Origin of the sequence: Streptomyces gobiensis (assembly GCF_021216675.1) — a bacterium.
Classification (GTDB): domain Bacteria; phylum Actinomycetota; class Actinomycetes; order Streptomycetales; family Streptomycetaceae; genus Streptomyces; species Streptomyces gobiensis.
In genome coordinates this window covers 4,833,712-4,859,550 of record NZ_CP086120.1, presented here as the reverse complement: position 1 = coordinate 4,859,550, position 25,839 = coordinate 4,833,712, and the positions used below count along the sequence as shown (strand labels likewise).

Annotated in this window: 14 protein-coding genes and 1 pseudogene; 3 read left to right on the top strand and 12 right to left on the bottom strand. The window is 64.6% G+C overall.

Going from position 1 to position 25,839, the window contains the following annotated elements; all coding sequences use genetic code 11:
• Positions 1 to 111: 111 nt before the first annotated feature.
• From test1122_RS22540 to test1122_RS22525, 4 genes are all read right to left on the bottom strand, one after another.
• A complete protein-coding gene (locus test1122_RS22540) occupies positions 112 to 744 on the bottom strand; it encodes a hypothetical protein (RefSeq protein WP_232270991.1) in 633 nt (210 codons plus the stop codon).
• A complete protein-coding gene (locus test1122_RS22535) occupies positions 744 to 7,565 on the bottom strand; it encodes an RHS repeat-associated core domain-containing protein (protein WP_232270990.1) in 6,822 nt (2,273 codons plus the stop codon). The genes test1122_RS22540 and test1122_RS22535 overlap by 1 nt, the downstream gene beginning before the upstream one ends.
• A gap of 175 nt (positions 7,566 to 7,740) precedes the next feature.
• Positions 7,741 to 11,316 carry a LamG domain-containing protein gene (locus test1122_RS22530; protein ID WP_232270989.1) on the bottom strand — a complete coding sequence of 1,192 codons (3,576 nt, stop codon included), beginning with the start codon at positions 11,314 to 11,316 and terminating at the stop codon, positions 7,741 to 7,743.
• Positions 11,317 to 11,348: 32 nt separating this feature from the next.
• The gene (locus tag test1122_RS22525) at positions 11,349 to 12,815 is read right to left on the bottom strand and encodes an FG-GAP repeat protein (RefSeq protein WP_232270988.1); all 1,467 of its coding nucleotides are present in this window, start codon (positions 12,813 to 12,815) and stop codon (positions 11,349 to 11,351) included.
• A 690-nt stretch (positions 12,816 to 13,505) separates the two neighbouring features.
• Between test1122_RS22525 and test1122_RS22520 the strand changes: the two genes are divergently transcribed.
• From test1122_RS22520 to test1122_RS22510, 3 genes are all read left to right on the top strand, one after another.
• A complete protein-coding gene (locus test1122_RS22520) occupies positions 13,506 to 13,730 on the top strand; it encodes a hypothetical protein (RefSeq protein ID WP_232270987.1) in 225 nt (74 codons plus the stop codon).
• A gap of 75 nt (positions 13,731 to 13,805) precedes the next feature.
• The gene (locus test1122_RS22515; protein WP_338423561.1) at positions 13,806 to 14,195 is read left to right on the top strand and encodes a Scr1 family TA system antitoxin-like transcriptional regulator; all 390 of its coding nucleotides are present in this window, start codon (positions 13,806 to 13,808) and stop codon (positions 14,193 to 14,195) included.
• Positions 14,196 to 14,280: 85 nt separating this feature from the next.
• Positions 14,281 to 14,484, top strand: a complete 204-nt coding sequence (locus test1122_RS22510; protein ID WP_232270985.1) for a DUF397 domain-containing protein — start codon at positions 14,281 to 14,283, stop codon at positions 14,482 to 14,484.
• Positions 14,485 to 14,525: 41 nt separating this feature from the next.
• On the opposite strand, the gene test1122_RS22505 is transcribed toward test1122_RS22510, so the two are convergent.
• The 8 genes and pseudogenes from test1122_RS22505 to test1122_RS22470 form a co-directional block, all read right to left on the bottom strand.
• Entirely contained in the window at positions 14,526 to 15,074 is a 549-nt protein-coding gene (locus test1122_RS22505; protein ID WP_232270984.1) for a poly-gamma-glutamate hydrolase family protein, read from the bottom strand.
• Between the two features lie 504 nt (positions 15,075 to 15,578).
• Positions 15,579 to 15,816: pseudogene (locus tag test1122_RS22500) on the bottom strand (IS5/IS1182 family transposase); the annotation flags it as partial.
• Positions 15,817 to 15,854: 38 nt separating this feature from the next.
• Positions 15,855 to 17,060 carry a phospholipase D-like domain-containing protein gene (locus test1122_RS22495; protein ID WP_232270983.1) on the bottom strand — a complete coding sequence of 402 codons (1,206 nt, stop codon included), beginning with the start codon at positions 17,058 to 17,060 and terminating at the stop codon, positions 15,855 to 15,857.
• 94 nt (positions 17,061 to 17,154) lie between these two features.
• On the bottom strand, positions 17,155 to 17,907 hold the full coding sequence (locus tag test1122_RS22490; protein ID WP_232270982.1) for a S1 family peptidase: 753 nt from the start codon (positions 17,905 to 17,907) through the stop codon (positions 17,155 to 17,157).
• A gap of 268 nt (positions 17,908 to 18,175) precedes the next feature.
• Positions 18,176 to 19,300 (bottom strand): acyltransferase family protein, encoded by a 1,125-nt coding sequence (locus test1122_RS22485; protein ID WP_232270981.1) that lies wholly within the window; start codon positions 19,298 to 19,300, stop codon positions 18,176 to 18,178.
• A 100-nt stretch (positions 19,301 to 19,400) separates the two neighbouring features.
• Positions 19,401 to 22,094, bottom strand: coding sequence for a CDP-glycerol glycerophosphotransferase family protein (locus tag test1122_RS22480; protein WP_232270980.1), 2,694 nt, complete (start codon positions 22,092 to 22,094; stop codon positions 19,401 to 19,403).
• Positions 22,095 to 22,193: 99 nt separating this feature from the next.
• Positions 22,194 to 24,218: a hypothetical protein gene (locus tag test1122_RS22475; protein ID WP_232270979.1), complete on the bottom strand. Its 2,025-nt coding sequence runs from the start codon at positions 24,216 to 24,218 to the stop codon at positions 22,194 to 22,196.
• Positions 24,215 to 25,744, bottom strand: a complete 1,530-nt coding sequence (locus tag test1122_RS22470; protein WP_232270978.1) for a bifunctional cytidylyltransferase/SDR family oxidoreductase — start codon at positions 25,742 to 25,744, stop codon at positions 24,215 to 24,217. The genes test1122_RS22475 and test1122_RS22470 overlap by 4 nt, the downstream gene beginning before the upstream one ends.
• Between the last annotated feature and the right edge of the window lie 95 nt (positions 25,745 to 25,839).

Below are 25,839 nucleotides of genomic sequence, written 5' to 3'. Positions count from 1 at the left end.
CGACCCTGGAATCCGCCGAGCCTGGCGGGGCTTCAGCTTTGCATCTGCGTTTGCCTCCAAGAACTTCTCTTGGGAGCTATCTGCCCCAGATCTGACGGGGCCTTCGTAACGTTACGACTGTATACCACTCGAAGGGCCGTAGTTGGCGCTCAGTGCTGCGGCGTAGCCGTCCGGAACGGGCCGCCCGCCGAAAGCCATCGGAAGATACGACTCCAACGCGCCTGACACGTCCAGGAAGGGCCCGAACCGTGCACACCATTCACTGCGCGCAGCTGCGTCGGGGAACCCCTGGAATACCGCCACCTCGGGATCCCTTTCACCCCAGCACCCCCACTTTCCGGATGCTCCGGTCAGCGCGACGACATTCGCCGAGATCGCGATCGACCCCAGGGCGTCGCCGTCCGGATCGAAGCCGATCGCGGCCCAGTAGTCGTCCTCACCGACCTCGATGGACAGAGACACCGCCGGGTATCCCAGCCCCTCGGGGAGATAGAAATCGTCACAGTCCGGCTCGAGAACCAGCAGTTCGATGTAGTCGTCTCCGTGCCACCGGGCCATCGTGCAGAGCGCCGGCCAGATTTCTGGAGCGAGAACCGCGTCGAACTCACAGAACAACGAGTCTCCCGCACGCTCTCTGAAGACCCGGTCAGGGAACCTGGCATCAAGATCGAAGGTCACCGCACTACGGGAGCGGATGTCAAGATACCCGTCGCGGTCCGGCGTGAGCGAACCCTCGCTCGGCATCAGTCCTCCCCCAGCCTGATCTTGATGTCGGGCTTCTTCGATCCCGGCCTGTAGTAGTCCGCCGTCCACCCTTCGACGGTCTTGGCCTTGCCTCGCAGGAAGTACCGTGCTCCATCCTTCTGATATTCGATGTTCGGCCCCCTTTCGACGCGGGCCCATCCGTTGACCTCAAGATTCTTTGCAAATTCCGTGGGGCCGACGTCCGTCCGCACATTCTTCATGCGGGCCTTGGGTTTGGTGATGTCATCGTATTTCGATGCGGGTGCGCAGTTGCTGTTGTGAACGAGTACCGGCGTGTCGCCCGCGAGTACATAGTACGTGTGGATGCCGCTCACGGTCAGGTCATGCGTGCGCTGGCGCTTCTCGAAGTAGCGAAGGCCCTGGACCTCGACGGTCTCGCCTTCGTCCGTGCGCAGGAGCATCCCCGACCGGAGATGCCCCGCATCAACCCACTCGTCCTCGGACTCTACCCAGAACGGGTGAGTGGTCGTGGAGATCAGTGCTGCGGAGCCTTCGTCAGTGGCGACAGTGAGGTCGACGAAGTCCTTATCGTCCTCCGTGACGATGGTGCCGACAATCTCGCGGGTCGTGGTCTCGCCGGTTTCCGGGTCGGTGACGGTGACCTCGTCGCCAAGTTCGACATCCTCAATCGGCTTACTGGTTCCATCGGCCAGAAGAACGGTGGTGCCGGGCAGGAAGCTGTGCTTGGTGGGACAGTTTGCCTTGCCTGTGACCTTCCTTACTTGTTCCTTGGCAGCCGCAAGTTTGTTCTTGGCCTTGTTGACCGCCTTGGATTGCTTCCACATGTCCCTGGCGCCGCCGACCAGGTCACCGAGCAGGCCCCAGACCCGCTTGACCAGCTTGGCACCATCCGCCCATTTCCAGGGCACGCCGTACTTGGCGAGAATCTTGCCCGCCAGGCCACCGACAAAGGTGCCCGCGACGTTCAGTGCGGTCTCACCGCAAGAGGCTAGGTCACCGCTGGATATACAATCCATGGCTGCGGGGATACCCATGATGTCCATGGCGATTTGGACAATTTTCTGGGCAGCCTTCTTGACTTGCTTCTTTGTCGTGGCGAGTTTCTTCTGCGCGCCTGCCAGTTCCTTTTCGGATTCAGTTACAGCCTGCTTCTGAGGCGGTGCAGTCCCGCCTCCAACGGTGCCTCCGAAGCTGTTTCCCATGGCGCCACCGCTGCTGCACTTGGCGAGAAGCATCGTGTTGGGGCCCTGGCACTGCGCGTCCAGTCCGGTCGGGTCGGACAGTGTGACGGGGCTGTTGTTGGCGTAGGCATAGCCGCTGATCTGTTGCGGCGAGTCGTAGTGAATGATCGGGTCGACTGAAATGAACCGGCCCAGATCTGGGTCGTATTCACGGGCCCCGATATGAGTGAGCCCAGTCTGGGTGTCGATTGTGCCGCCGACAAATCCCTTCTCCCCCGGCCAGACGCCGGTTGCCTCGCCGCGGTCGAGCCCATAGGGGTCGAAGCGGCGTTGGGAGGTCGCGCCAGTAGTGGCGTCGGTTGCCAGCTGGGCGGTGTCCTGATTGTCGGAGGCCAGGAACGACACCTTGCCGTCATCCGTACGGATGGCGATGGTATCTCCCGCATACGTGTAGTAACGGGTGGCTTCGACTGCCGACGACCCCTTAACCAGGTTCAGTTCCATACCGGGGAGGTAGACCGTCGTAGCGGTTTCGTCCCGGCGCACCACCCGGTTGCCCCCGGCGTCGTAGACGTAAGTCGTCTCTTTGCCATCGGCCTCGGTGGTCTTGTTCAGCTTGCCCTCGGCATTCCACTCCAGAGTTTGGGTGTCGCCGCCCAAGACCCGCTCTGTGGTACTGCCACTAGCGTCATAGTTGTAGGTGGACTGGCGGTCGCCGGTCGGGGTGTTTTCCACAACCGTGGTGACGGCATGCGGACCGGCATCACCCTCACCGTAGGTGTAGGTGCGAGTGATGTCCTTGGCCGACTCCAGACCAGTGTCGTGGACGACCTCCTTCGTCCGGTTACCGAGGGCGTCGACCGTGTACGACTTCCAGTACGGCGCAGGGCCGCCTAGAGCTTGGGCTCCTGGAGCGGCGTCACATGCCGACGGGGTACTGCCGCCGAGCTGCCCCCCGACTGAACCAGAGCCGGCTGCGGTCTCCGCGTTCGCCAGCGGGGTCCAGGCCTCGGAGAGGCGCTTTCTGGTGTCGTAGGCGAAACACTGGACGTCGGGCGATCCGCCTGCGGCGTCCGCGATGGACAGGACGTTACCGGCCTGGTCGTAGGAGTAGTGGCTGTCCTTCAGCGGGTCGGTGGCCGATGACTGGTCCACTGTGGAGCGGGTCAGCCGTTCGGTGCCCTTTTCATAGCGGAAGGTCTGCCACTGCTTCTCACCACTGCCGGTGGACAACTCCAGCTGCTGCAGCAGACTGGTGTTGGAGTAGACGGTGTCGGTGACGTAGGACGTATCGCCCGACATGGAAGTCGGGCGCTGCAGTTCGTCGTAGCCAAAGACGATGCCTTCTGCCGGGAGGTTACCGGCGGCGGGCATGCCTGTTCCCTGGACGGTGCCGTCCCGGTTGTAGCTCGTAGTGAAGGTGTAGGTACCTGCAAGAGCGCCCTCGGAGCTGGGCACCGAGTAGGCCGTCTTCAGCGGGCGGTAGAAGTTGTCCATCGACTGATGGACGGTCGCGTAATATTCGCTGCCGCCGTTGACATAGCGAAGTGAGGCCCAGGCCTCACCGAGCCAGCCACTACGGTCATAGCGGGTTTCGGTCAGCTTGATGCCGGTGGAAGGCTCACCCTCCCATGTGCTGGTGACCCGGCCGAGGTCGTCGTAGACCTGGGAGGTCTTCTTACCTCGCGCATCCGTGGTCGACACCGGCTGATCGGCCGCGTCGTACGCAGTCGTGGTGGTGCCGGTGTCCGGGTCGACGCTTTTGACCTTACGGCCCATCACGTCGTATTCGAACTCCCAGACATTGTCCTGGGCGTCGGTAACCTTCGCGAGCTCGCCGCCGGGGGTGTACCTGTATTTGGTGGCGTCATACCCGGTGCCCGGGCCTGTCGGTCCGTCTGGTGTAGGCGCGTCTCCGTGGTAGTGACGCAGCTCGGTGACCTGACCGGTGGCGTCGGTGATGGTGGTGGTTGGCACACCGCCCTTCGGCGGGTCGACATGCGTGCGGTCGCCGTCGTGTTCGATGGTGGTGCGCCACTGCTCCACACCGGCGACCGCGAAGATCTCGGCCGTCGGGCGGCCAAGTCCGTCGTACTGGTACAGGTGCTGAGCACCAACCTCGCCGTTGGCGACGATCAGCAGCTGATCGGATGGCGCGCCGGTGGCGTTGTAGTCGGTGTTGGTTTTCCTGATCTTGCCGGTGCCGTCGTAGAAAGTATCGGCCACCATCCGGGTGCCGCCGGGGCCCTCCGTCTGTTTCTGCCGCGGACGCAGCAGACCGTCGTAGAGCTGGTACTCCGCCCCGTACGAGCCGCTGATCTCCAGCTTCTCGATCTTGACGGCGACCGGCAGATCCCGGCGAACGGTGTAGGAGTACTTGATGCTCGGAGTCTGGGACTTGGCCCTGTCCGGCATCCACACCGAAGTCAGCCGACCCAGTGGGTCGTAGGCGAGATCGGTGCGCTTCCCGTTAGGGTCGGTCTGACCGGCCGACTGACCCCAAGCCGGGGCGTAGTCGGTGGTAACGACGTGCCCGAGGGCGTTCGTGACCTTCGTCTGCGAGATCAGACCATTGGCATCGGTGTACTCGGTGGTCGTAGTAGCACCGACCGGATCCTTCTGCGAGGTCGGGCGTCCGAAGGCATCGTAGCTGGTAGTGCCGGTCACCTGGTAGGTGCCGGTCGTGCCATCGTGGGACTTCAGCCGCTCGGTCTTCGTGGGGTCGCCCTTGGTGGGGGCGTCACCGAAGGCCCCGCCGTCGTAGGCGGTGCGCTCGTCCGCGATCACCTGAGTGGTGCGGTCCGGCGTGGTGGCACAATCCACTGACACGGCCTCGCTGCGGGACGGCAGTTCCATCATGTTCTTGGCCGTGTTCTCCACGTACCACAGCCGAGTGCATTTGTCGTCCTTGGTGGTGGACAGGTCACCCAAGTCCTCTACTTTGACGGGTCGTCCGGTGTCGTTGGACGTGTCGTAGTACGAGGTGGACTTTGTCTTCCGCCAGGTGCCGTCCGCCAGCTTGGTGTAACCGCGGGTGGTCTTCGGCTTGACGATGGTTGCCTTGGTCGTCTTCCACGGCTTGGTCTGAGTGGCTGTGTCGCGCTTCCATGGCTCGGTGATCACCTTGGAAGAGATCTCGGAGCCGTCGTAGGTGGCAGCTTCCACCTCGAAGCCGGTGTACTCCTTGTGGTCGGTGTACGTGACGCCGGTGGAGTCGGTGACCGTCGCCGAGCGAGTGCCACCCACGGGGTCCTTGTCACCGTCCATGCCCTGTAGGTAGGTGTAGTCGACCCGGGTTGACATGGTCTGGCCGTTGCCGCTGGTGACGGAGACCTTGCCGTATCCCTGCCACTGGTCCCAGGTCAGGAACTCCTCGTCGGTGATGCCGTCCGGCTCACCGTGCCGCCAGCCCGCGCCGCCCTGGTAGTCGTATCGGGTGACCAGGTCCTCGCCGCCACCGGTGCGGTCGGTCTCGATGATTTCGGCGACGACGTACTTGTGGAACCAGTCGGTGATCGGGTCGATGCTGCCGGGCGGGACCCACTGGACCGGGTAGCAGCGCTTGGTCGACTCACCCGGCTTGGGGAGCGCGTCGGCCGTACACTCGGTCGCGGCGTAGTTGACGTCGAGCTGGGCACCAGTCTCGGTTAGCACCGCGGCGAGCCGGAAGCGGTGGAAGGGGGCGATGTTGTCGCCGTCCTTGTCGACCCGGTTGATGAGCTGGATGCCCTGCAGCTCCAGCGATGGCAGCTTGGCGCTGCCGCCCACCTTGCCCTCGTGGTCGATCTTGGACAGCCACAGGGTCTTGGAGTCATCACCGTTGTCGGTGAACAGATGGGTGAAGGTCCAAGCGTCCACATCCGCGTAGGACGAGGTTCCGGTGCGCATCTGCGTGGTAACACCGGTCAGCCGCTTACGAGTCCAGAAGGTGGCCGTTACCTGGCTGGCATCGCACTTCGTACCTGCCTTGCAATAGCGGTCCACCGGGGTGTCCGGCCAGTGGCTGGCGTTGTCCTCGCTGAACTTCTCCGGGGCGCAGTCGAAGTCGGCTGTCGGCAGACACCGCTCGGCGGTGTTGAAGACGACCCGGGCCGACGCCTTGGAGGTGAAGACCTTGCCGTCACGCTGTCCGTAGTCGATGCGCTTGAGGTAGCCGCCGCGGATGTACGGGGTGCCGTTGACGTCGGTCTTCCCGTTCAGGGCGTAGTGGTTGGTCTCCTTGCCGTACAGGTAGGACATCACGTTGCCGTGGGGGTCCTTGACGTAGTCCAGGTTCCACCGCCACGCCTGCTGGCACCAGGCGTCGGCGAACGTGGAGTTGTAGCACGGCTCGCCGGAGTCGTCACCGAAGACCGGTGCGGTCCAAGTCGAGTTCGTCTGCTCGTCCCCGCTGGCCCAGCCGGGACGGCGGTTCAAACCGAAGTAATACTCGGTGCCGTCGGTCGTAGTGACCCGCCAGTGCTCACCGTTGTCGTCGCCGTTGGTGGCGCCGGTGAGTTTCTTGATCTTGGCGCCATTCTCGCCAGCCAGATGCCACTCGCCGGTGTCATCGTCCTTGATCAGCTCGCCCGAGGCGCCGTCAAGCATGATGGTGGCGTTGTCGAACGCCCAGCACTGCTCGGCGGAATCCTCGTGCCCGTCGTCCGAACAGGCCTTGTAGCGCCGCTCGATGTAGCCGGGTTCGGAGGAGAAACCCTCACCGATCCAGGATCCCTGATTGTTGGTGGCCGAGGTACGACCGTCCACCGACTGTGAGGAGTAGCTCAGTCCGAGGGAGGGCGTCTGGCCGCCGGGCGTGGGAACGGTCCGGAGCGGATAGTTCCAGGAGAAGCCACCCGAGGAATCGGCGACGTTCCAGCTCGCGGATGGGGAGAGCTTGGTGGCTTTGTAGTCGCCCTGCGCGGAAGAGTCGCCCGCTGTGACACCGACCAGAGTTGTTTCCGTGCTTGTCTGCGTCGACACGCCGGACCGAGCCGGGGCGGCATTGACCTCTGCGGTGAGTGTCTTGGCCGTGGTGTCGTTCACCGAGGCCAGCGGCTTGGGGAGCTCAGGGCAGTCCTTGCTGCCCGGGGTGGCGCGGGTGGCACAGGCCGGAAACTCGACAAGCCGCAGCCGGGAACCGTAGTCACCGCCGTAGGCCTCGGCGAACTTACCGTAGTTCACCGAGAGCTTGACCTTGCCCGAGCGCTCGATGCTGTCGGCTCGCTGCACGCGCAGCAGTGCGGCGCTGGCCAGCTTCTCGGCACGCTGGCGGCCCAGCGAGGAGACACGAACCTTGCTTGGCGCGGCGGCCCCATCGCTCTTCTTGGACTTCTTGGGCTTCTTCACCCCGTCCGCAGCGACAACCCTCACCGGGAGCTTGCCGACCGTGGCCGCTTCCTGCACGCCGCCCGGCGCGAACTGACTCTTCGGCACGTTGCGGCTGCCGAAATTGCCACCCACCCTTAGGGTGGCGCTGCCGGCTGTGGGCCAAGACACCTTGGCCAGTGTCTTGACCGCGGCCTTCTTCGCCGGGTCCGGTCCCCGTGGTTTGGTCTTGCTTTTCTTACCGTTAGCCGGATCGCCAAGGTCTTGGACGCCTGGCCGGTCCTTGCCGTCATGCTCAGGCGGGGCGGCTCCTATCGTTCCGGCCAGCAAGGCGAGGCTCAGACCGGACACGACCGAGCGCACCATTCGGTGACGTATTCGCCGGTTCAACAATCGTCCTCTGAAGGACTTCAAGATTTCTCCCGATTGCCATGGGGCCAAGCCATCGAAGGGGTTCGGCAAGGCCCTGGGATATGGCGGTGGGGCCCCGGGACACGGCGAGTCCCGGAAACCCCACCGCCCGGTCTCACATGTTCGGCTGCGACGTCAGCTGCGCCATCCGCTGGACGGCGGTCATATCAGCGGCACCTGTGTACGCCCGGACCTCATCCAGGGCACCCGCGAAGTACTCACTGCCACCGTCCATGGCCGACCTTCCCACCTGCAGGCCGCCGGTCGCCTTCCACAACGTGTCATCCGAGGTACGCGCCGAAGCGGCGAGCTGGCCCTCGACATAGAGCCGCAGCTCATTGGCGAAGGCGTCGTAGACGACCGCCAAGTGCTGCCCCGAACCTGCGGTGTCAGGCAGCTGCTGGTCGTCTGCGACGGTCTTCACCGACGCCCCGGACGCGTCCTCCTCGGCCACCGTCAGCTCCCACTGCCCGGTGGAGGCCTGGTAACGCACCGCGAACCGGTCCGCCGTGGCCCCTGGCAGGGAGATCACGGTCTGGGACTTCTCCGGATCCAGTGCGGTCAGCTGTGCACGCACGGCCACCGTGAAGCTGGAAGCACCGCCGACCGCGGGGGAGGCGGTGGACGCATAGTCGCCCAGGCCGTCGAGCTCCAGATGACCGTCGCCGACCAGTGCCGCCTCGTCGAACAGCGGATCGGCCGGCTGGTAGATGGATGCGTTACCGGACAGACCGAGCGGCTCTCCGCCGGTCTGGACGTTGGCCGACGCACCGTCAGCCGCCTCGTCCAGCGGCCAGTAGCCGGTGCGTTCGGGCTTCACCGTCATCAGCTCAGCCACCTGCGCGGCGGGCAGCACCCGGTCGAAGGCCCGCACCTCGGCGAGATCACCGTGGAAGTGGTCCCGATAGCCGCTCTTGGCCAACGCCCGGCCGATCTGCAGCCCGCCGTACGCGGTCCAGTGGGTTCGCCGCTTGGCCGTACCCTTCAGCTGGTCATTGACGTAGATGCGCAGCTCCGGGCCACCGGAAGCGTATGCGTCGTAGACGCCGGTGAGCAGCATCCATTGGTCCTTGACCGGTGTTACACCGGCAGCCGTCTTCCAGTGGCCGAGCGTGGTCACATCGCTCACCGGAACCGAGAACGCCCAGCTGCCGATGGAAGCGTCATAACCAAGGAAGAACCCGGGCTCGCCCGAACCGTCCTGGCTGACTACGGCCATGTCCCGGTCCAGGGAGGCCGGCCGCACCCAGGCGCTGACACTGAAGCTGTCGTCGGTGTCGACGACTGGGGCTCCGGCATCCAGATACGCGCTGTCGCTACCGTCCAGACGCGTTGCGTCGTCCGCGTTGCCGCCGGGACCGGTCACTCCGAATGTCACCCCGGAACCAGGCTCCGCCGGGAAGCTGCCGGACTCGTCATGGGCGTCCGTGCTGCCCGGAAGGTCAGCGAGGTTCCACTGGCCGGTCACTGGGCGGCCGTCGGTCACCAAAAACTCATATTGCGCCGGGACGCTGGAATTCTTCGCGTTGTCAAACGCCTCCACGGTCACCCAGTGGCGTCCTGCCGACATGGGTGTCCAGGTGACGGACGAGGGCCCGCCCGCCGAGTCGGCGGCCACTGTCCTGGGCGTCTCGCCGTCGAAGGCGTAGCGGTACTCGGCCACGTCGTCATCCGCTACGGCGTCGTCAGTGTTCGGCGCGAACGTGAACGTTCCCACCGTTCCGACACCGTCGTGCCACACCCCGTCGTCCGGATACTCCTCGGAACCCACCTCTGGGTCCCCCGGACGCGTGCTGTCGTAGATGAACTCGCAGCGCTGCGGTGTGCCCGCATAGCTCCAGTCACCCCAGGCGTAGCCGTCATAGGCGCGTGCGCTCCAGTAGATAACGGTGTTCTGCGGAATCGTCGACTTCACCGTGTGAGTGAACACTGTGCCCGGATTTGGTGCCTTGTAGCTGGTGTTGGAGGTGTAGGACTGTGCGGTGCCAGAGCTGTCCGTCCACTGCACCTTGAACTGCATCTTCACCTTGTCCGTGTGGGACGAGGTGTGATCAGGATCGCGTGCTTCGGCGCGCAGTTGCGGCGGTTCGTCGGCATACGGCCGGTCGGCGCCCCAGACGCACTTGCCGCCCGGGTTGGACGACATCAGCTTGTAATCAACCTGCTTCGGCGGATTGTTGTACGTCACCGACAGATACGTGTTGCCGCAGATCCGCTTCCACTCGCCGAACCGGGACTCATCGGCGGCCCGCAGCCCCAATGACAACGACGACCAGCCACCATTCGCGGCAATCTGTACCTCATCGGTCAGCTCACCGCCCTCGAAGTGCAGATTGGCCTGACTGGAACAGGAAGTCGGCTGGATTTCCTTGTTCACTGTGCCCAGATAGTCGACCCAGTCATCCTTGGTGTTCGACCAGTCGCTCGATGAAGTGACCGTGTAGTTCTTGCCACCGATCCGGTACAGCCGGATCGGCTCGGCCCGGGCATCGGACCAATACACATGAGAAACCCGTGCCGAGAACGTGGCCTTGAGGATCTGCTTGTTCTTGTAGAAGGACACCGGCATCGTGTACAGCGTCCGCCGCACCCCGACACCGTTGCAGGACACCGGGTTGTAGTCGGTCGGGCAGAGGCCCACACCCGCGCTGCCCGAGTACTTCCAGTCCTGCTCGTTCGGGAAGCCCGACATCACACCCGTCCACGCCGACCGGGACGTAGTCTTCTGGATCGGGTCGATCACAACCGGGAAGACCGTCTCCGCTCCGGTGAGCAGCTGCTGGTCGGGGACGAGAGTCAGCTTCTTCCCTGTCACCTCGAGGCCAACCACCGCAGTTTTGCCTCCGCCACCCGGGCCGTCAAGCTCCGGCTCACGTCCGGCAGTTCGGAACGAAGCAGTTTTCGCGCCAGAGTCCGTGGGCTGCTCCGACACGGCTGCGGAGTCCCACATCACGGGACGCCCTGCCTCGAAGACCGTCCCGCCTACTGCGGAGTCCACCGCACGCAGCGCACCCGACTCGCTCTCCTCGACGTTCAGCCCATCGGTGCCCAGAGCCAGTTCGATCCGGCTCAGCTTCGGATTCTTGGCGGCCTCGGAGGTTTTGACCACCAGCAGATGGGCAAGACCGTCGGCCTCCGCACGCGCCACCAGGTCGACCCCTGGCAGCACCTCCTCGTAGACGGCCTTGTTCTCCTCGATGCGCGGCTTCGGCAGCTTCCCATCCGGCCAGGTGAGGGAGAACTCCCTCCCCGCCTTGCGCATCCGGGCGAACGGTCCGACACCGCCACTGGAGAATTCCAGCTCGACCGTGGCGGCCCTCGGAGCCCACATGCCGTCGGCACGCTGCACCAGGGTGTCGTCCACCTTCGTCCACTTACCGTTCCGCACCGTGCGCACCGGTTCGGTGTACTCGCGCGCCGTGAACGAACCGTCCGGGTTGGCGAAGACGTCACGCCGCTCCTGCCGCAGCCCGGTCACCTCGACCTGTTTGCCGCTCTTGCGCGCTGCCGCCTGGGCCTGCTCCTCGGTTGGCTGTGTCGTCGGGTTCGGCGCGTCCTCAGTAACCGCCACCGGTGCCGCAGTCGCATTCCGCTCGGGCAGCACGGTCATTCCCGCCGCGAGCACGCCCAACGCTGTAGCGACAACCGCCGCTGCACGCAGGGTCTTGGCACGACGTATGTATTCAGACACGTCTGCAGTACTCCGTCTGTTCATCGTGTGCCTCACCGGACCGCAGCGCCGAAGGCGATCCTGGTGGTGGGCAGCCCACCTTCGCCCGGCTTCCAGGACGTCACGGCCTCATTGCCGTCGGATATCACGTTCTGCCACGGCAGCCCATACACTCCGTGGTCATCGGCGGCCCCATACGGCACCGCCACATACAACTGCCCCGGAGTCGCCAACAGGCTGGTACCCACATACTCATGCGGTCCGTATTCGCCAGGCAGCCCGCGCATCCCCTTCTCGATCCACACATCGCTGTCGCCCGGCGCGCCCAGCAACGAAAAGACCTGCGCCGAGCCTGTGTCCTGGACCGTTCCGAGATCCTCTCCCGGTATGCCCACGGCCAGTAGCAGGGTGTTGGCCGTGCCGACCGAGCCGGGTGCGGTATTCACCGCCGTGACGTGCTGGCCGAAGTGGTCGCCGCCCTCCGCCAGCCCAGCTACGCCTGCGATGTTCGCGTGGATGTCATTGACCTGCTGCACCGTGCCGGAGGCAGTGATCTCCAACACAACAACCCGACCGGCGTTCTCGCCGGTCTCGATGCCCTCACCCGGCACGCCAATGGCAACCAGCGAGTGAGAAGCAGACGCAACGCCCGAGGGACGGTACGGGACCACCGACAGCGAGGCACCGTACTGGTCCCCTGCTTCTGCCAAACCATTGATTCCCGAGGTGTCTTGGTCAGTCCCCTTCAAGGGGGTCGGAATCCCATCGGAGTTCGCCTTGTGGCTGAGAAGCTGGGTCGCACCGGAGAACTCCTCGGCCCCGATGCCCTCTCCCGGAGCGCCGATCGCGATGTGGTTCGGGGAAGCGGCCACCGCGTACCCGAACCGGTCGTTCGGCTCTACGATCCCGGCCACTCCGGGCGAGTCCTGATTCACCGCTACGTTGACGCTGCCGCGCAGGTAGTGGATGCCGCCAGCATCCTGGATGCTCCCCAAATCCTCACCCGGCACGCCAATGATCAGGTAAGGCTCTCCCGATGTGGTCTTCCCCGCCGCCAGCGAGTAGCCGAACCAGTCATCGGCTTCGGGAGCAGCGGAGGCGATACTCCCCGAACCCTTGCCCTGATGAAGGTCCAACGCCGATGCGCCGGCGCCGAGGCCGCCGGGCGCGCCATAGATGATCTGCACGGAGCCAGAGTCGTCCTCGTCCCCAATGCCCTCGTAGGGGTTGCCCACCACCAAGTCGCCGCAGCCGTCCTGGTTCCAGTCGGTCGCGGCCAGTGCGTAGGCGAAGCGGTCGCCCTTCTCGGGTATTCCGGGGACTCCCGGGGAGTCCTGATGGATCTCGTCTGTGCCCTTGCCGCCTCCGTAGACGATCCTTACCAGACCGGCCTCAGCCTGACCGGAAACGATCGCCTCTGGGTCCGCGATAGCGATGTCCCGGATCCCGTCACCGTTGAAGTCCGACTCTGTCCCACCATCACAGCCAGAGGCCGCGTTCGCGGTGCTGGGACCGCTCACCACACCAAGGGACAAGGCGCACAACGCCAACGACACGCTGGCCCTAGACACGGCTCCTGGCCGTCTCAGTTTCCACTTGGGCACCCAATCTCCTCCAGACTCACACCTGTTCATCGTGGCTGAGTATTTATGTAGGGACGACGTCGAGACAAAGACCCATGTCGGACATGCGATGTGATGCGTGATCACAAAAGTATGACGATCGATCACTAAGCTGATTCCGGAAGCAACCCTCTGGCGGATATTGCCCAATGATGGCAATTATGTCCCTTTTACCCTTCACCTGCCACACCGCCAGGCACGGAGGCCACAGCCAGCACTGACCAGCCAGGGCGACAAGGCAGGAAGCACTCCCACCCTTGGCAGCCCGCCGGTGGCAGCACCCTCGATAGCACTCGAGGCCTGGCGCCTACACCTTCGTGAACACCCGGCAGCCGTGCCGCGTATAACGGACACCAGTTCGCACCGTTCGCATTACCTACGAGGGAACGTCGGAAGAGTCACAGATGCCGGAAAGGTGTAATACGTAGATGCGGTCGCGGATTAAGGCCATCGGGGAGCGCCTGCTCCCCGCTCCGGTGAGAGACAGACGTGCGGAACACCGCCGCATCGCCAGGGGGAGGATGCCGAGCGGAAACGAGCCGAGCGGATCGCCCAGCGTCGCCGGGCCCTGCTGGAGTCGGACAGTGCATGCGGGAGATCGTCGTCGACGGCAGGACGTTCTACGGCCGGGTCGTCGACAAGTTCACCGCCGGCGATGCGTCAGCCCATAACCTCGGCTTGGTGGCCGACGCCCTGGAGCAGGCCGGGATCAGCTATTTCCTCGTGCCCGGACGCTCCGGCACCCGGCATATCCTGGGAGTCCAATCACGCCGAACGCAAACAGCTCCTGGACAGCGGGCGAGGGGGCCTTGACCACAGGCCCACCCGCCCGCTGTCCACGGGCTGCTCAACCGCCGGACCCGTCAAGGGATTCCCGCTGACGGGCGGGTGCCCCGCACCGCGCACATCGTGATCCCGAAGCTCCCGCAGCACGAGATCGACATCCGCGTCGCCCACCGGCTCAAGCGCAGCTCCCTCCTCGATCGTGAGCCCCCTCCTGCCTACGAAGCACTCGTCCACGAGGCAGCGCTGCGTATGCAGTTCGGGGGCCCCGAGAACGCCGGTGCCCAGCTCCACCACCTACTGGAGATGAGCGAGCGCGATCACATCACCCCGCGCATGGTGCCCTTCACGCAGGCGGCTTCCCGGTGCCGGGCAGACCGTTCTCTACGCACAGGGAGCTGTCTCCCAGCTCGACACGGTTCAACTGGATACGTCATACGGCTCCATCTTCATCGACGCAGAGATGCAGCTCACCAACTACCGTTCAGCTCCTGAACGGAATGGAAAAGGCATCGCTCAACGAGAGAGCCTCCCGAGACTTCATCCACAACATCGCCCGCACGCTCTGAAAGGCAAACCCATGTCCGAGATTGATTGGCAGGAACCGTTCTGCGGCGGTGGAGGCAACGCCTGCCTCCAACTCGGCCTCCACGCACATGGAACCCCGCATCTCCGCGAGACCGATCGCCCCGGCGAAATCCTCACCACCACCCCCACCGCACTCGCTGCCCTCATCACCACCGCCCGCCGAGGCGACCTGGACCAGCTCCGCAGAAGCAGATAGGCGCTCCGCGGCCAAACTTTCCGCTCACCCCACGATGCTGGCTACTGCTGCTGCTCCAGCAGCTGAATCGCGTCCCTCGCTGCCCAGACGAAGGCCCAGAAGACGCCCGTCGTGGACTTCCGGCGCCCGGCCCTAGTGTTCACCTCGAACATCGCGGCGCGTAGCTCAGTCGTCAGCTCAAGCTGGGCCCCGGCACCGAGCAGTGTGCGGTTGGCGATGTTGTCCGGATGTACGCCGGCGAGTGCGGGGTTGTCCGAGCCGTCGAGTACATAGAAACCCGCAGCGCGGAACCGGTTCATCAGGTGTGCCTTGAACGTCTCGTTGAGGCCGCCGACCACAACCGCCTGCGGCTCGGTCGACGGGGCGCCGGCCTGAGCGGCGGTACAACCGTGCAATGTCAGCGCGTTCCGGCTGCCGCCCGCCAGCGCACGGGCGGCCGGGTCGTCGCAGTGCGTCGACGTCACATGCAACTCACGGTTGTTGGATGCCCGCAGACCCTCGAACATCCAGTAGTCGTAGACATCGCTGTCCGCGTCAAACGTCTCCGGATGGTATCCGGCGATGGCCAGACACAACTCTGAGGTCCCCATCTCGATCCGCCGCCATGCGGGGCCAGAATCGACGTCTTGGGAAATCCGTACACATCCGCAAGGCTCACCCCGGTATCCGCATGGCGGCGGAACCGCAGTCCGTAGTCCTGCCCCTCGACGAGCTCCGCATCGGCGTACAGAGCGGTGTTGGACGGATACTTGTCCGTGGCCGCAGACGCACGACGCCCGGCTCCGTCAACCAGCAGGCCCGCCCCGGCGGCCAGGGACGCGGCGGCGCCCAGAACCGCCCTTCTCCCGATGGCAGTCATCCACGCGCTCCTCAAGTCCGATGTGCATTCAACGCATCCATCGACCCGCCACGGCGGGAGGCGGTTGCACTCCAAGTGATCACAGATACGCAACGCTCGGACTGCTGACGTCGCCGCGCCCTGGGACGGGCCGTGCCGCGTCGGCGATTATCGCCGGTCGGCCATGGACTCACGCAGACCGCGCGAGGACGGCGGGCACTGCCGAGCGGCCACGGCGACCTCAACGATGTGGCCCAGCATGCCGGGGGACGATTCCGCGCTCGCTGAGCTTGCACCGGTAGATGTCGTGGTCGTAGCCGCGGTCGGCGAATAGCGAGTCAGGCCGACGGCGGGGCGGCCCCGCCGGTGAGGATTACCGCCAGCGGGGTGCCGTGCCCGTCGGTGATCAGGTGGTGCTTCGAGCCTGCCCGGCCCCGGCCGACCGGCGAGGGGCCCGTCCGGCTCCCCCTTTCAGCGCAACAGGTCCGGGCCCCGCGAGGCTGGGGTCCGGACCGTGGCGATGGTGTGACTGCTATGACACCGGCGATGCCAGGGCGAACATGGACTCGAAGTTCTCTCGATACGCGTCGTGTGGCGCCTCGCCCTCAAGGCGGAGCATCGCTTCGTCGTTGTCACGCAGAGACGAGTAGTCCAGGTTGTGAGACCCGGTGAAGGTCCACTTCGTCCCTGGATGGCCGGCGTAGTCGCCTTCGATCAGCAAGTACTTTGAGTGAACGAGGTACCCGTCCGCGGTCCTGAGCTGACGAAGCGCGATGTTCCTGTGCCCGGAGAGCTTGTCGACGTCGTTACTCTCGTTGAAGACGATCCGCACCGAGCATCCCTGGTCCGCCAGCGATCTCAGCTTCAGGGCCACCTCGTCCCTGTGCAGCGCCAATGTGGCTACCCGCACCGTGGACCCCCCGGCACACGAGACATTGTTGAGCACACCCACCACAATGTCCCCGCTCTTCTGTGGGAAGAAGTAATACTTCTCGGTCCCCACCTTTCCACTGGTGAAGTAATCATCATCCTTCACCATGGCCGCGAGGTCCTTGAAATATGTTCTGTATGCGTAATAGAGAGCTGTGTTCCCTACGACTGTGTAGGCATTGTTCCAGTATTTCTCGGTGTTGAGGGAAGTCTGATTCGCGGATGTCTGGATGACAACATCTTCTGCCACACCCGCGTCCCCCACCCGGGAGAAGGTGAAGAACTTGTTATGGTTGATCATACTGCTTCGACCGGTCGCAATACAGGCCGCACCGTCCGTGCATACGTGTACCCATGATCCGCTGAATTTATTGGTGCCGAGTGCGGATATCAGACTCTGAGTGGCTGACGAGGATTTGAATTTTGAATCCAGGACAACCCGAACGGTCACGCCGCGCCGATGAGCCGATATCAGCGCGCTGGTGTAGTCTTGATCTTTGAGAGCGTAAAGAGCCGCGCGTATCATTCGGCCGCTCTGGGTGTTGTTTATCGCATTGATGATGTGACTTTTTACCGCGTTCTTTTCTGTAGTGGATCCTTTCGGGTTGTTGAACACGGCGCCGGTGCTGATCGGAGCTGTGTCCGCCGCAGCAGAAGTGGGCGAAACGCTGGGCAGCAGAAGAGCCCCCAGAAGAGCGGCTACAGTCAGCCTGAGCGTTGTCCTTGCCGCATGCCATCTGCTTCGGATGGTGCGACTACTACGGATCGACCGCGGTGCGCGAATGATGATCCCCCTCTTGTCCAGCATCACAGACATGACACGTGGTGGCCCGTTATACCCTGAGTCGGCATTGCCACCTCTGCGGTGCCGCAGAGGTGGCAATGCTCTCGTCTCGGTGAATTCAGAACCGGGCTATGACGTCTTGAATCCATGCCTTACTCTCCGGAACGCTGGCGTAATAGCCTGTTCCGGTGCAGCCACTGCTCACAGTCGACAGGATTCCGACCTGGTACCTATTTCCGTCGACCAGCTTAAACAAAGGACCCCCTGAGTCGCCAAAGCAGGGACTTCCATCGATTGTAGAGGTCTGAATTGCCGGGCCGCCGTACGCGTCTGTGGCTGAATTCGATGTGACCTTCTCAGTCCCTCGCTTCACGTAGTAGTTCGAATCGTGTCCCCAGCCGAAGAGGTAGGTGGTCGCAGAGAGCTTGGGGTGAGCCGATGCAAGGCGGACCGTCTCTGCGTTTGCCGACCGGTTGAGCTTCAGCATGGCGACGTCCTTTCGTGATCGCACCTTGGAGAATTCAAGGCCGACCACTCCTCCGCCCGTGTCCCACCTGTCGCTCTTCACCCGCACCTTGATGCGGCTGGTCGCGTACTTTGTATCGGGTAGGCCGTTGTTGTTCGTGTCGTACATGATGCAGTGCTTGGCGGTGAGCACCCAGCGGTCGTGCACAATCGCACCGGAGCACTGGAGGTCGCCGTCGAGAAGTACCGCGGCCAGACCTCGGTTGTCGGCGTATGTGCCACCGTTGTAGATCTGTGGCGCCATGCCGCCTGCCCGGGCGAGCTCGATGTCCGGATCCGAGGCGGTTTCATGGGCCTGATTCGATGCCGACACAAAGAAGAACGGCAGCAGCAGTGCCGCCGCCACGGTTCCCAAGCGAGTGATTCCGAGTCGCACTCTTTCCCCCCTGAAGAAGGCGCAGGGGAGCCTCGCCCCCGCGCGTTTTGGCATGTACATTACACCACCAGCAACTTCAGCCCCACAAGGGTCAGTTATTGGCTAACGGGTGCTTGAACTACTCAGGACGAACAGGCCGCAGCGGCCGAGCCGCTGATAATCCTGCAGAAGCACGACCATCAACTTCCCGGTTGAGCACGACCGGCCGCAGGCGTGGCTGATGCGTAAGGCGGGAGGGTCAGCCGACGGACGGGACCCGGTCGCGTTCCACCGATGCCGCCGTCTGATCCGGGTCTGCCGGCCGCCGTGGCGGTGGCGGCTGCCTGGTCGCCGTGGGCTGCGGTGCGGGGGCGAAGAGCCAGGGCAGCCGCGGCTGAATCACCGGCCAGGTGAGCTTGCGTACCGGGGCTGAGGCCAGCACCGCCGAAATCAGCACCGCGAGCGGGATCAACGCCAGCTGTTCGTACCACGGGCCCACCCAGTCGACGCCGCCGTTGAGTTTGAAGGGGCGCACGACGAGTGGATGGAGGAGGTAGATGTACATGCCCCCGGCGCCGAGATAGGTGACCAGCGGAATACGGCACTTGGGCATCAGCCGGATGAAGCTCAGCCCGGCGACCATACCGACCGCCAGCAGACAGGCGCGGACCACCCAGGCCCACTCCATGCCGCCCGGCAGATCATCCCCGTAGGGGCCCCGCATCCACAGCCAGTCGTTGGTGACGTCATGCCGGACGACCCAGCCCAGGACGAAGGTCAGGAACAGGACGCCGACGGCGGCGTTCCGGCTCCAGCGGGCGTACAGCAACTTCTCGGCCAGCCCCTGCCGCAGCTGCCAGCCGAGGAGGAAGAAGGGGAGAAAGGTGACGGTGCGCGCGGCGGAAAAGGTCGAGCCGAACCTGTCGAGATAACCGACCGCCAGCGCAGCGCCCACCGACAGCAGCAGGGGCCAGCGCAGCGCAGCGAGATACGGCAGCGCCATCCGCCAGAGGATGAGGGAGAGAAGGAACCAGGTGGCCCACGCCGGATTGGCGTGGTAGATAGTCCATTCTCCGTAGAGATACCACTTCTGGAGTGTGTGCAGCAGACCGATGAGGATGTACGGCACCGCGATCGACTCTACTAGCCGCCGCACCTCACGGAAGTCCAGCGGCCCGGCGCTGCTGAAGTAGCCGGCGACCATGGCGAACACCGGCACACGTATGGCCCAGCTGGCTACGTACAGCCAGCGCAGCCCATCATGCTCGCTCATCTTCTCCACTAGGTGGCCGAAGATGATCAGCGTTCCGGATATGTATCGGATATTGTCCCAGTGCGGATCCCGCGACTTCTTTGAGCGCGCCCGGTTTCCGATGCGTCTCATAAGCGCCTTTGGCACTGTAATCTCGTTCCTTACCCGTGTGAATTCAAGCGGCCTGAGGCCTTGTCAAGTCGGTTGTTCGTCTTGCAGCGCATTCCTGTCTTTACTCGCGCTCTTTCAATATCCAATCAACCACTCGCTCGGCGGCCAGGCCGTCCGACGGTTCGCAGAAGTCCTGGGTGAACTCGGCGTACTGGTCACGATACTTCTCCACCAGGGAGTCGATATCCCTGACGGCCTCGATCAGCTCATCCGAGGTCTTGATGAGTGGCCCGGGGGCCCGGGAGGTGAAGTCGAAGTAGAAGCCTCGCAGGTTGTCCCGGTAGTGCTCCAAGTCGTAGGTGAAGAAGAGCATCGGCCGACCCGAGTGAGCGTAATCAAACATCGCCGACGAGTAGTCTGTGATCAGCACATCGGCGATGAGGTAGAGATGTTCAATCTCGGGATACTCCGATACGTCCCACACAAACCCCTCACCCGCACCGGTGATGTTGTCCACGATCTTGGGGTGCTTGCGGAACAGCAGTACGTGATCATCACCCAATGCCTTCTCGGCTGCAGCGAGATCAACCCGAAGGTCGAGCTTGAAGTTCTTTCCGGTGCCAATGCGGACGTCATCCCGCCAGGTCGGCACGTAGAGCAGGACCTTCTTCCCCTCAGGGATGCCCAGCCTCTCCCGCACCTTTTCGGCGAGCTGCTCCTTGTCCTCCCGATGGAAGATGTCATTGCGCGGATATCCGCACTCAAGAATCTCATTCTCGAACCCGAACGCACCCTGCATGATCGGGGTGGTGAAGGCGTTGGGGGAGACCATCATCTCCCATTCATTGGAGCGCCGTGGCAGGGTCTCGATATAAGCGGGGTTGGACTTGGTGGTACCGCGGATATGGGCGCCCATCTTCTTCAGCGGCGTACCGTGCCAGGTCTGGATGACGTGCTGGCCCTCCCGCCGCTTGAAGAAGCTGTTCAGCATGACGTTGGTGACGACGTACCGGCTCCGCGACATTTCCGCGTACCACTCGGCGCTGTGCCACTCCACCACCCGAACACCGTCCGGTACTTCCGCCCGCTGATCCCCGATCGCCCACACATGCTCCACGTCCGTCCCGCGGCGAACGAGCTCTTCGTAGATAGCCTTCGGGGAGTCCGAGAACTGGCGACCGTGGTAGCTGTTGTAGATCACCTGCTCCTTGAGGGGAAGATTCCGCTGCTGTGGAGCGTGAACGCGCTTGAGCAGCCGCTGCCGGTAGGTGCCTCGCTCCTCCGCGCTGAGCGTCGACCCCGAGGACAGGAAGATCCGGTCGAAGAATCGCCGGTCAACGCTGTAGATTCGCTTTGCCCCTGGGTGTGTCAGGGGCAGCTGTCCCAGCAGATCGGCCCTGAGCTTCACCGGCGCGTCCTGCTCGGTTCCACGGGCGCTACGGGAACGGAGAGCGAGATACCAACGCCCCTCGCGAAGCGGCAGCTTCGTCCCGTACAGCTCCATCCCCTCAGGGCGGATCCGGGCGGTGAACCGGCCTTCGGTGATGTCGACAGGGAGCAGCTTCTCCTCGAAGGTCCGGCCGTGCCGGAGAACGAGCAGCTTGTCCTCGCCCGGCCCGGTGTAGGAGCCCTCCAGGAAGAGTTCGCAGTCGTTCCACTCCATCCGGTCCACGACGGGCTGACGCATCCGGTCTTGGAGCTTGAGCTGACCGCCGCCATCGGTCGACACGGCGATCTCACGGCCGCCGGACATGGGGTGTGCTCCGGTGAGCAGGCCGTCAGCGACGGTGGCCCGGCGCTCCTTCCCGCCGGAGAGCAAGATGACTGCACGGAAGTCCGTCGTTTCTTCGGTCTCCGACTCCGCGACGGACAGGTCTGCGCACGGCACGCTGACCACGGAGCGGCCGTCCCGCTCCTCCACCGGATACTCCCGGAAGAAGTCGTCCTTCACCCGCTCCACCCGCAGCCCGGCGGGCTTGGCGGTGGAGCCGGCGGCTGCCGGGGTATGCAGCGCGAGCTGAAGTGACTCGTCCGCCACCTTCCAGCTCTCGACCTCGGACGGGACCAGATCCACGGTCAGCTGGAGCCGACCCTCGGGGAAGCTCGCGACCAGGCGTACGCCGTCCTCGAGAACATGCGCTTGGGCGTGGCCGCCGGTGCCGATCTCGCCCTTGTCGATACGCCCGGCGTACAGCCCGCCGGGGCCGGGCATCGTGATGCCCGTCGTCCACTTGCCGGGCAGCCATTTTCCGCCGGACTTGAGCAGCCGGGGGTTGATCGTTATCTCGAAGCCGGACCAGTCGTAGCAGTGCAGACCCTGCTTGGAGTCCTCGGTGGCCTGCGGCTCCCGGAAGGTGCGCATCTTCACCGGGACCACACGCTTGGAACCCGCCCGACGAAGCACGGCCATCCGGAAAGGACGCCGCTTCTCGGTCGGGGGGACGTTGGTGAGGTAGGAGTAGCCGCGCACCACCAGCTGTCCTTCGCGCCACACCATCTCGGTGATTCTGCTGTGGATCGGCATCTCTCGGCGCGCGAGGACAGCCACCTCGTCCGGCAGGGAGCCGGTGTCCAGGCCGGGGATGTGCAGTCTTGCCCGGCGCACTCCCTTGACGTGGAAGGAGAAGGAGTTGGCGCGCTCGAAGCGCAGCACCTTGGTCAGCTCATCGGTCCGCTCCTCGGCGGCCAGGTACCACTTGACCCGTTCGACCGGGGGGAGCTTGCGAAGGGCCTTCTGCTTGGTCCGCCGGATCTCTTTCGCTCCGGCGATGAGTTCTGCGCGCTCTTCGGCCGTTCCCTCGGGGAAGAACCTCATGAGTCGGCGAAGTGCAGGGGGAAATATGTCCTCAGGTCGGGGAGCCACTGACGACGGGCCTTTCTTACGGCGGCGGGGGAACTCAACGTGTGCGGGGGACTACACGGCGTGCTGCAGGTTCCGGCGCTCGGCCTTCTCCGCCAGAGCGTGTACCGCCTCGTTGAAGCGGACAATGGAAGCCGGTTCGTCCGGGCCGAGCAGGTAGGACTTCAGCTCCGAGCGATCCGCTGCCAGTGAGTCCGCTGTCGGCTCCGCGATCGCCTCGAGCAGGTCGTCGAGTTCACTCGCGTCGTTGGAGAGGATCACGGCCGCGCGCACGGCCGTGTTCTGCCGCTTGAATTCCTGCGCACCGAGCCCGGCGGAGTCGGCCACCGCGTAGGGCTTTCCGCTCGCGATAAAGTCCGAGACGACGCTGGAGATGTCCGAGACCATGCCGTCCGACTGGTTGAAGCAGTCGTACAGCCGGGGCCGGGCTCCGGTGATGACCTTGTGTTCCCACCACCCGAGTGAGCGCCAGTAGGCGTCGTCCCACTCGCCCCGCAGCTGAGCCGCCTCGGCCTCCCGGGCCGGGTCGACGACCGCGTCCCGGGCCATCTGCGCCTCGTCGACGGTCTCATCGGCGGATGTGGTGCTCAGCTTCTCCAGCCGGGTCTCGATACGGGCCAGCTCGGCGCGGGCTGCGGTCTGGTCCTCCTCGTGGTCCGCCGCTTCCGCCGCCCAACGCGGCTCCGCGGACCGTCCGGCGTTGGCCCGCTCCAGCAGTGCCACGATCCGGCGGTGGGCGGACTTGGCCGCCGCGGAGCGGGTGCCGGTGAAGGGGTGGGGCTTGTACAGCACCCGCACCGGGCTCTCGGCCTCGACCAGTCGGCGGACGATGTTCTCCCCGGCCAGGATCAGCGAGGTGTTGCCCGGGTCGTCGGTCCAACCCTCCCAGGTCGGGGCGTAGAGCACGGTCGGGATGCGGCCGGTGCCCACACCGTTCGGGGAGAGGATCGAGGCCAGTTGCGGGCGTCCGACTTCCACGATGGAATCGTCCCGCACACCGACATCAGCCAGTGCGTAGCGGTCCCGGCCGGCCTTCCCCGCCGTCCACACCTCGTCGTACACCTTGCTGTACGGGTTGACGCTGGCGATCTTGTCGCTGTCGCCGTGGCCGATGAAGACATGCTTCATCGTCGGCACCCGCAGCAGGTGGATGTTCTTGCCGACGTTGGCCGGGTAGAGCGCGACCCGGACCATCGACAGATCCATGTTCATCAGATGCACCGCGGACGGGACACAGGCGACCGGGACCGAGGTGGAGGCGAGGTCGGCGAGCGTATGGCGCTCGCGCAGAATGACCAGCGTTCGGCCGTCCAGCTCCTGGAGGGTTTCCAGCCACATGTTGACCTGGTAGGTGGACTCGGGAGAGCCGGAGAAGTAGAGCACGGTCGTCGGCCGGTAGGCACGCAGCCAGTCGTCGAACCACCGCAGTACCGCGTCCTCCCTCGGCGGCAGGATTCCCTTCCGGGTCCACCCCAGTGCGATGACCGTGTACACCACAGCCAGCACAAGCGTGACGCCCATCCCCACGTACCCGTGCCTGGTCTCTCCGGTCTGGGCGGCGAGCAGCACGCCGATGACCGCCGGCAGATCCAGGTGCTGCATCTTCTCCGCTGCCCGCCGGAACAGCCAGTTCGGCGGTGCATCGGTGATCCGCAGGTCGGACAGGTTGATATTGCGGGTGATGACGGGCAGTCGGCGCCGGGTGCGCAGCAGGGTGAGCAGCGCGGTGTGCGGTGCCTGGAGACCGTAGAAGACGATGAAGCAGGCGATGGCGGTGAAGGCCACCGTGTCCTCGGCCAGATCCATCCGGGACAGCAGCAGGACCAGCAGGAGCTGCCGCACGAGGAAGCGCAGGGAGAGGCCCGCGCGCACCTTGGACAACCGGCTGAGCAGATAGCTGCCGCGGTGGTGAAGGTAGTGGTCGCAGAGATAGCTGACCGCGCAGAGCCCCGCGAAGAGGCCAAGGTCGGGGAGGAAGGCCGCCGCCAGCAGCAGAGGGTAGCTGAGCAGCATCCCCAGGGCGGCGATGAGCTCCGGGACGGACCCCACCCGGGCCAGTCGTATTGCCGTTTTGATCACGCCACACCCGCGCTCTCGTCGTTCTCACTGCGGTCCAGTACGGCGGCGAGGGCCTGCTCGAAGCCGGACGCGGCGGCGGTCCCCCGGGTCGGGTCCTGCTGGCGAACATCGATCACATGCCCGGTCATGGCGGACAGCAGTACATCGAGCGAGGTCCGGGCGACCGCTTCGGAGGACAGCAGCGAGCTCTCGGGCTCCTTCCCGAACGCCTTGGTCCGCATGGGTGTGGCCGTACGCTCCGGGTTGACGCAGTTGACCCGGACGCCGTCGGCGGCCCACTCATCAGCGAGTGCCTGGGTGAGATTGACGACGGCGGCCTTGGTGGAGGAGTAGAGGCTGTACTCGGCACGGCCCCGGGTGTAGCTGCTGGAGGTGTACAGCAGCAGCTGGCCCTGGGTCTCGGCCAGGTACTTGTACGCGGCGCGGGCTATCTGCACCGGGGCCAGATAGTTGACCCGGAGCGCTTCCTCCAGGGTGCTGTTGCCGGTCTCGGCGAGCTTGCCGATACGGAGGACCCCGGCCGTGTTGACCACGTAGTCGATGCGTCCGGTCTCGGCATAGGCATTCGACAGCGCGTCGTCGATATGCTCCGGGTTCTCCACATGGGTGCCGGTGGTGGAGCGGCCCAGCGCATAGACATGGGCCCCGTATTCCCGCGCCAGGCCGGCGATATCGGCGCCGATGCCGTACGAGCCGCCGAAGACGACCATCGTCTTCCCCTTGAGCAGCTTGCGGTACGCGTCCTCGTCGGCCTGTTCCACCGTGGCGGTGGAGGCGAGCTGGAAGAGCTTGTCCGTGATGAAGACGTCGACAGGCTGGGTGACCTTCATGTTGTACTCGTCGCCGGCCACCACATGGATCGGCACATCCGGCAGGTACTTCAGCACCACCGAGCAGTCGTCGGTGGCCTGGAAGTTCGGGTCAGCGCTGGCGACCTCGTACGCCCGCCGGATGGTGGACAGCTTGAACGCCTGAGGTGTCTGGCCGCGACGCAGCCGGGAGCGGTCGGGCACCTCCGTGATGAACTCCCCGTCTTCGCCGTGCGTACGGGTCACGATGATCGTGTCGGCGGAGGGGATGGCCACATCCACGGCCTGGTAGCGGTCCAGGGCAGCGACGCAGTCGCTGATCACACGCTGGGAGAGCAGGGGGCGTACGGCGTCGTGGAAGAGGACATTGGCGTCCTCCCCCTCCGCCAGGTTCTCGCCGAGCGCCGCTATCGCGCGTTCGGTGGTCTCATTGCGGGAGGTGCCGCCTTCGATGACCCGGCTGACCTTGGCCAGCCCCGCCTTGGTGATGATCTTCTCCACGTCGGCCACATAGCCCGGCGCCATCAGCACGATCACATCGTCGATGCCCTCGGCCTGCTCGAAGACGGTGAGGGTGTGTTCAAGCACCGTCTTCCCGGCGATCTTCAACAGCTGCTTGGGGATGGACAGGCCGACCCGCTGGCCTGTCCCGCCCGCGAGAACGACGGCCGTGGTACGTACTGCCGCGGTACGTCTCGCGTTGCTGTCTATGGGCACTGCTGCTCCTCCGCGTGTGTGGTCATGAGGCCTACGGGACTGAAAAGTGAACTCCCGCAGAACGGTGACCACCGAGACAGGTGAACAGTTGTGCC

Bases quoted from the DNA above. Each gene is read 5' to 3' on its own strand.
- test1122_RS22505 (WP_232270984.1), bottom strand. From the start codon at position 15,074: ATGGGGACCTCAGAGTTGTGTCTGGCCATCGCCGGATACCATCCGGAG.
- test1122_RS22510 (WP_232270985.1), top strand. From the start codon at position 14,281: ATGTCCGAGATTGATTGGCAGGAACCGTTCTGCGGCGGTGGAGGCAAC.
- test1122_RS22540 (WP_232270991.1), bottom strand. From the start codon at position 744: ATGCCGAGCGAGGGTTCGCTCACGCCGGACCGCGACGGGTATCTTGAC.
- test1122_RS22480 (WP_232270980.1), bottom strand. From the start codon at position 22,094: ATGAGGTTCTTCCCCGAGGGAACGGCCGAAGAGCGCGCAGAACTCATC.
- test1122_RS22495 (WP_232270983.1), bottom strand. From the start codon at position 17,060: ATGCTGGACAAGAGGGGGATCATCATTCGCGCACCGCGGTCGATCCGT.
- test1122_RS22485 (WP_232270981.1), bottom strand. From the start codon at position 19,300: ATGAGACGCATCGGAAACCGGGCGCGCTCAAAGAAGTCGCGGGATCCG.
- test1122_RS22520 (WP_232270987.1), top strand. From the start codon at position 13,506: ATGCGGGAGATCGTCGTCGACGGCAGGACGTTCTACGGCCGGGTCGTC.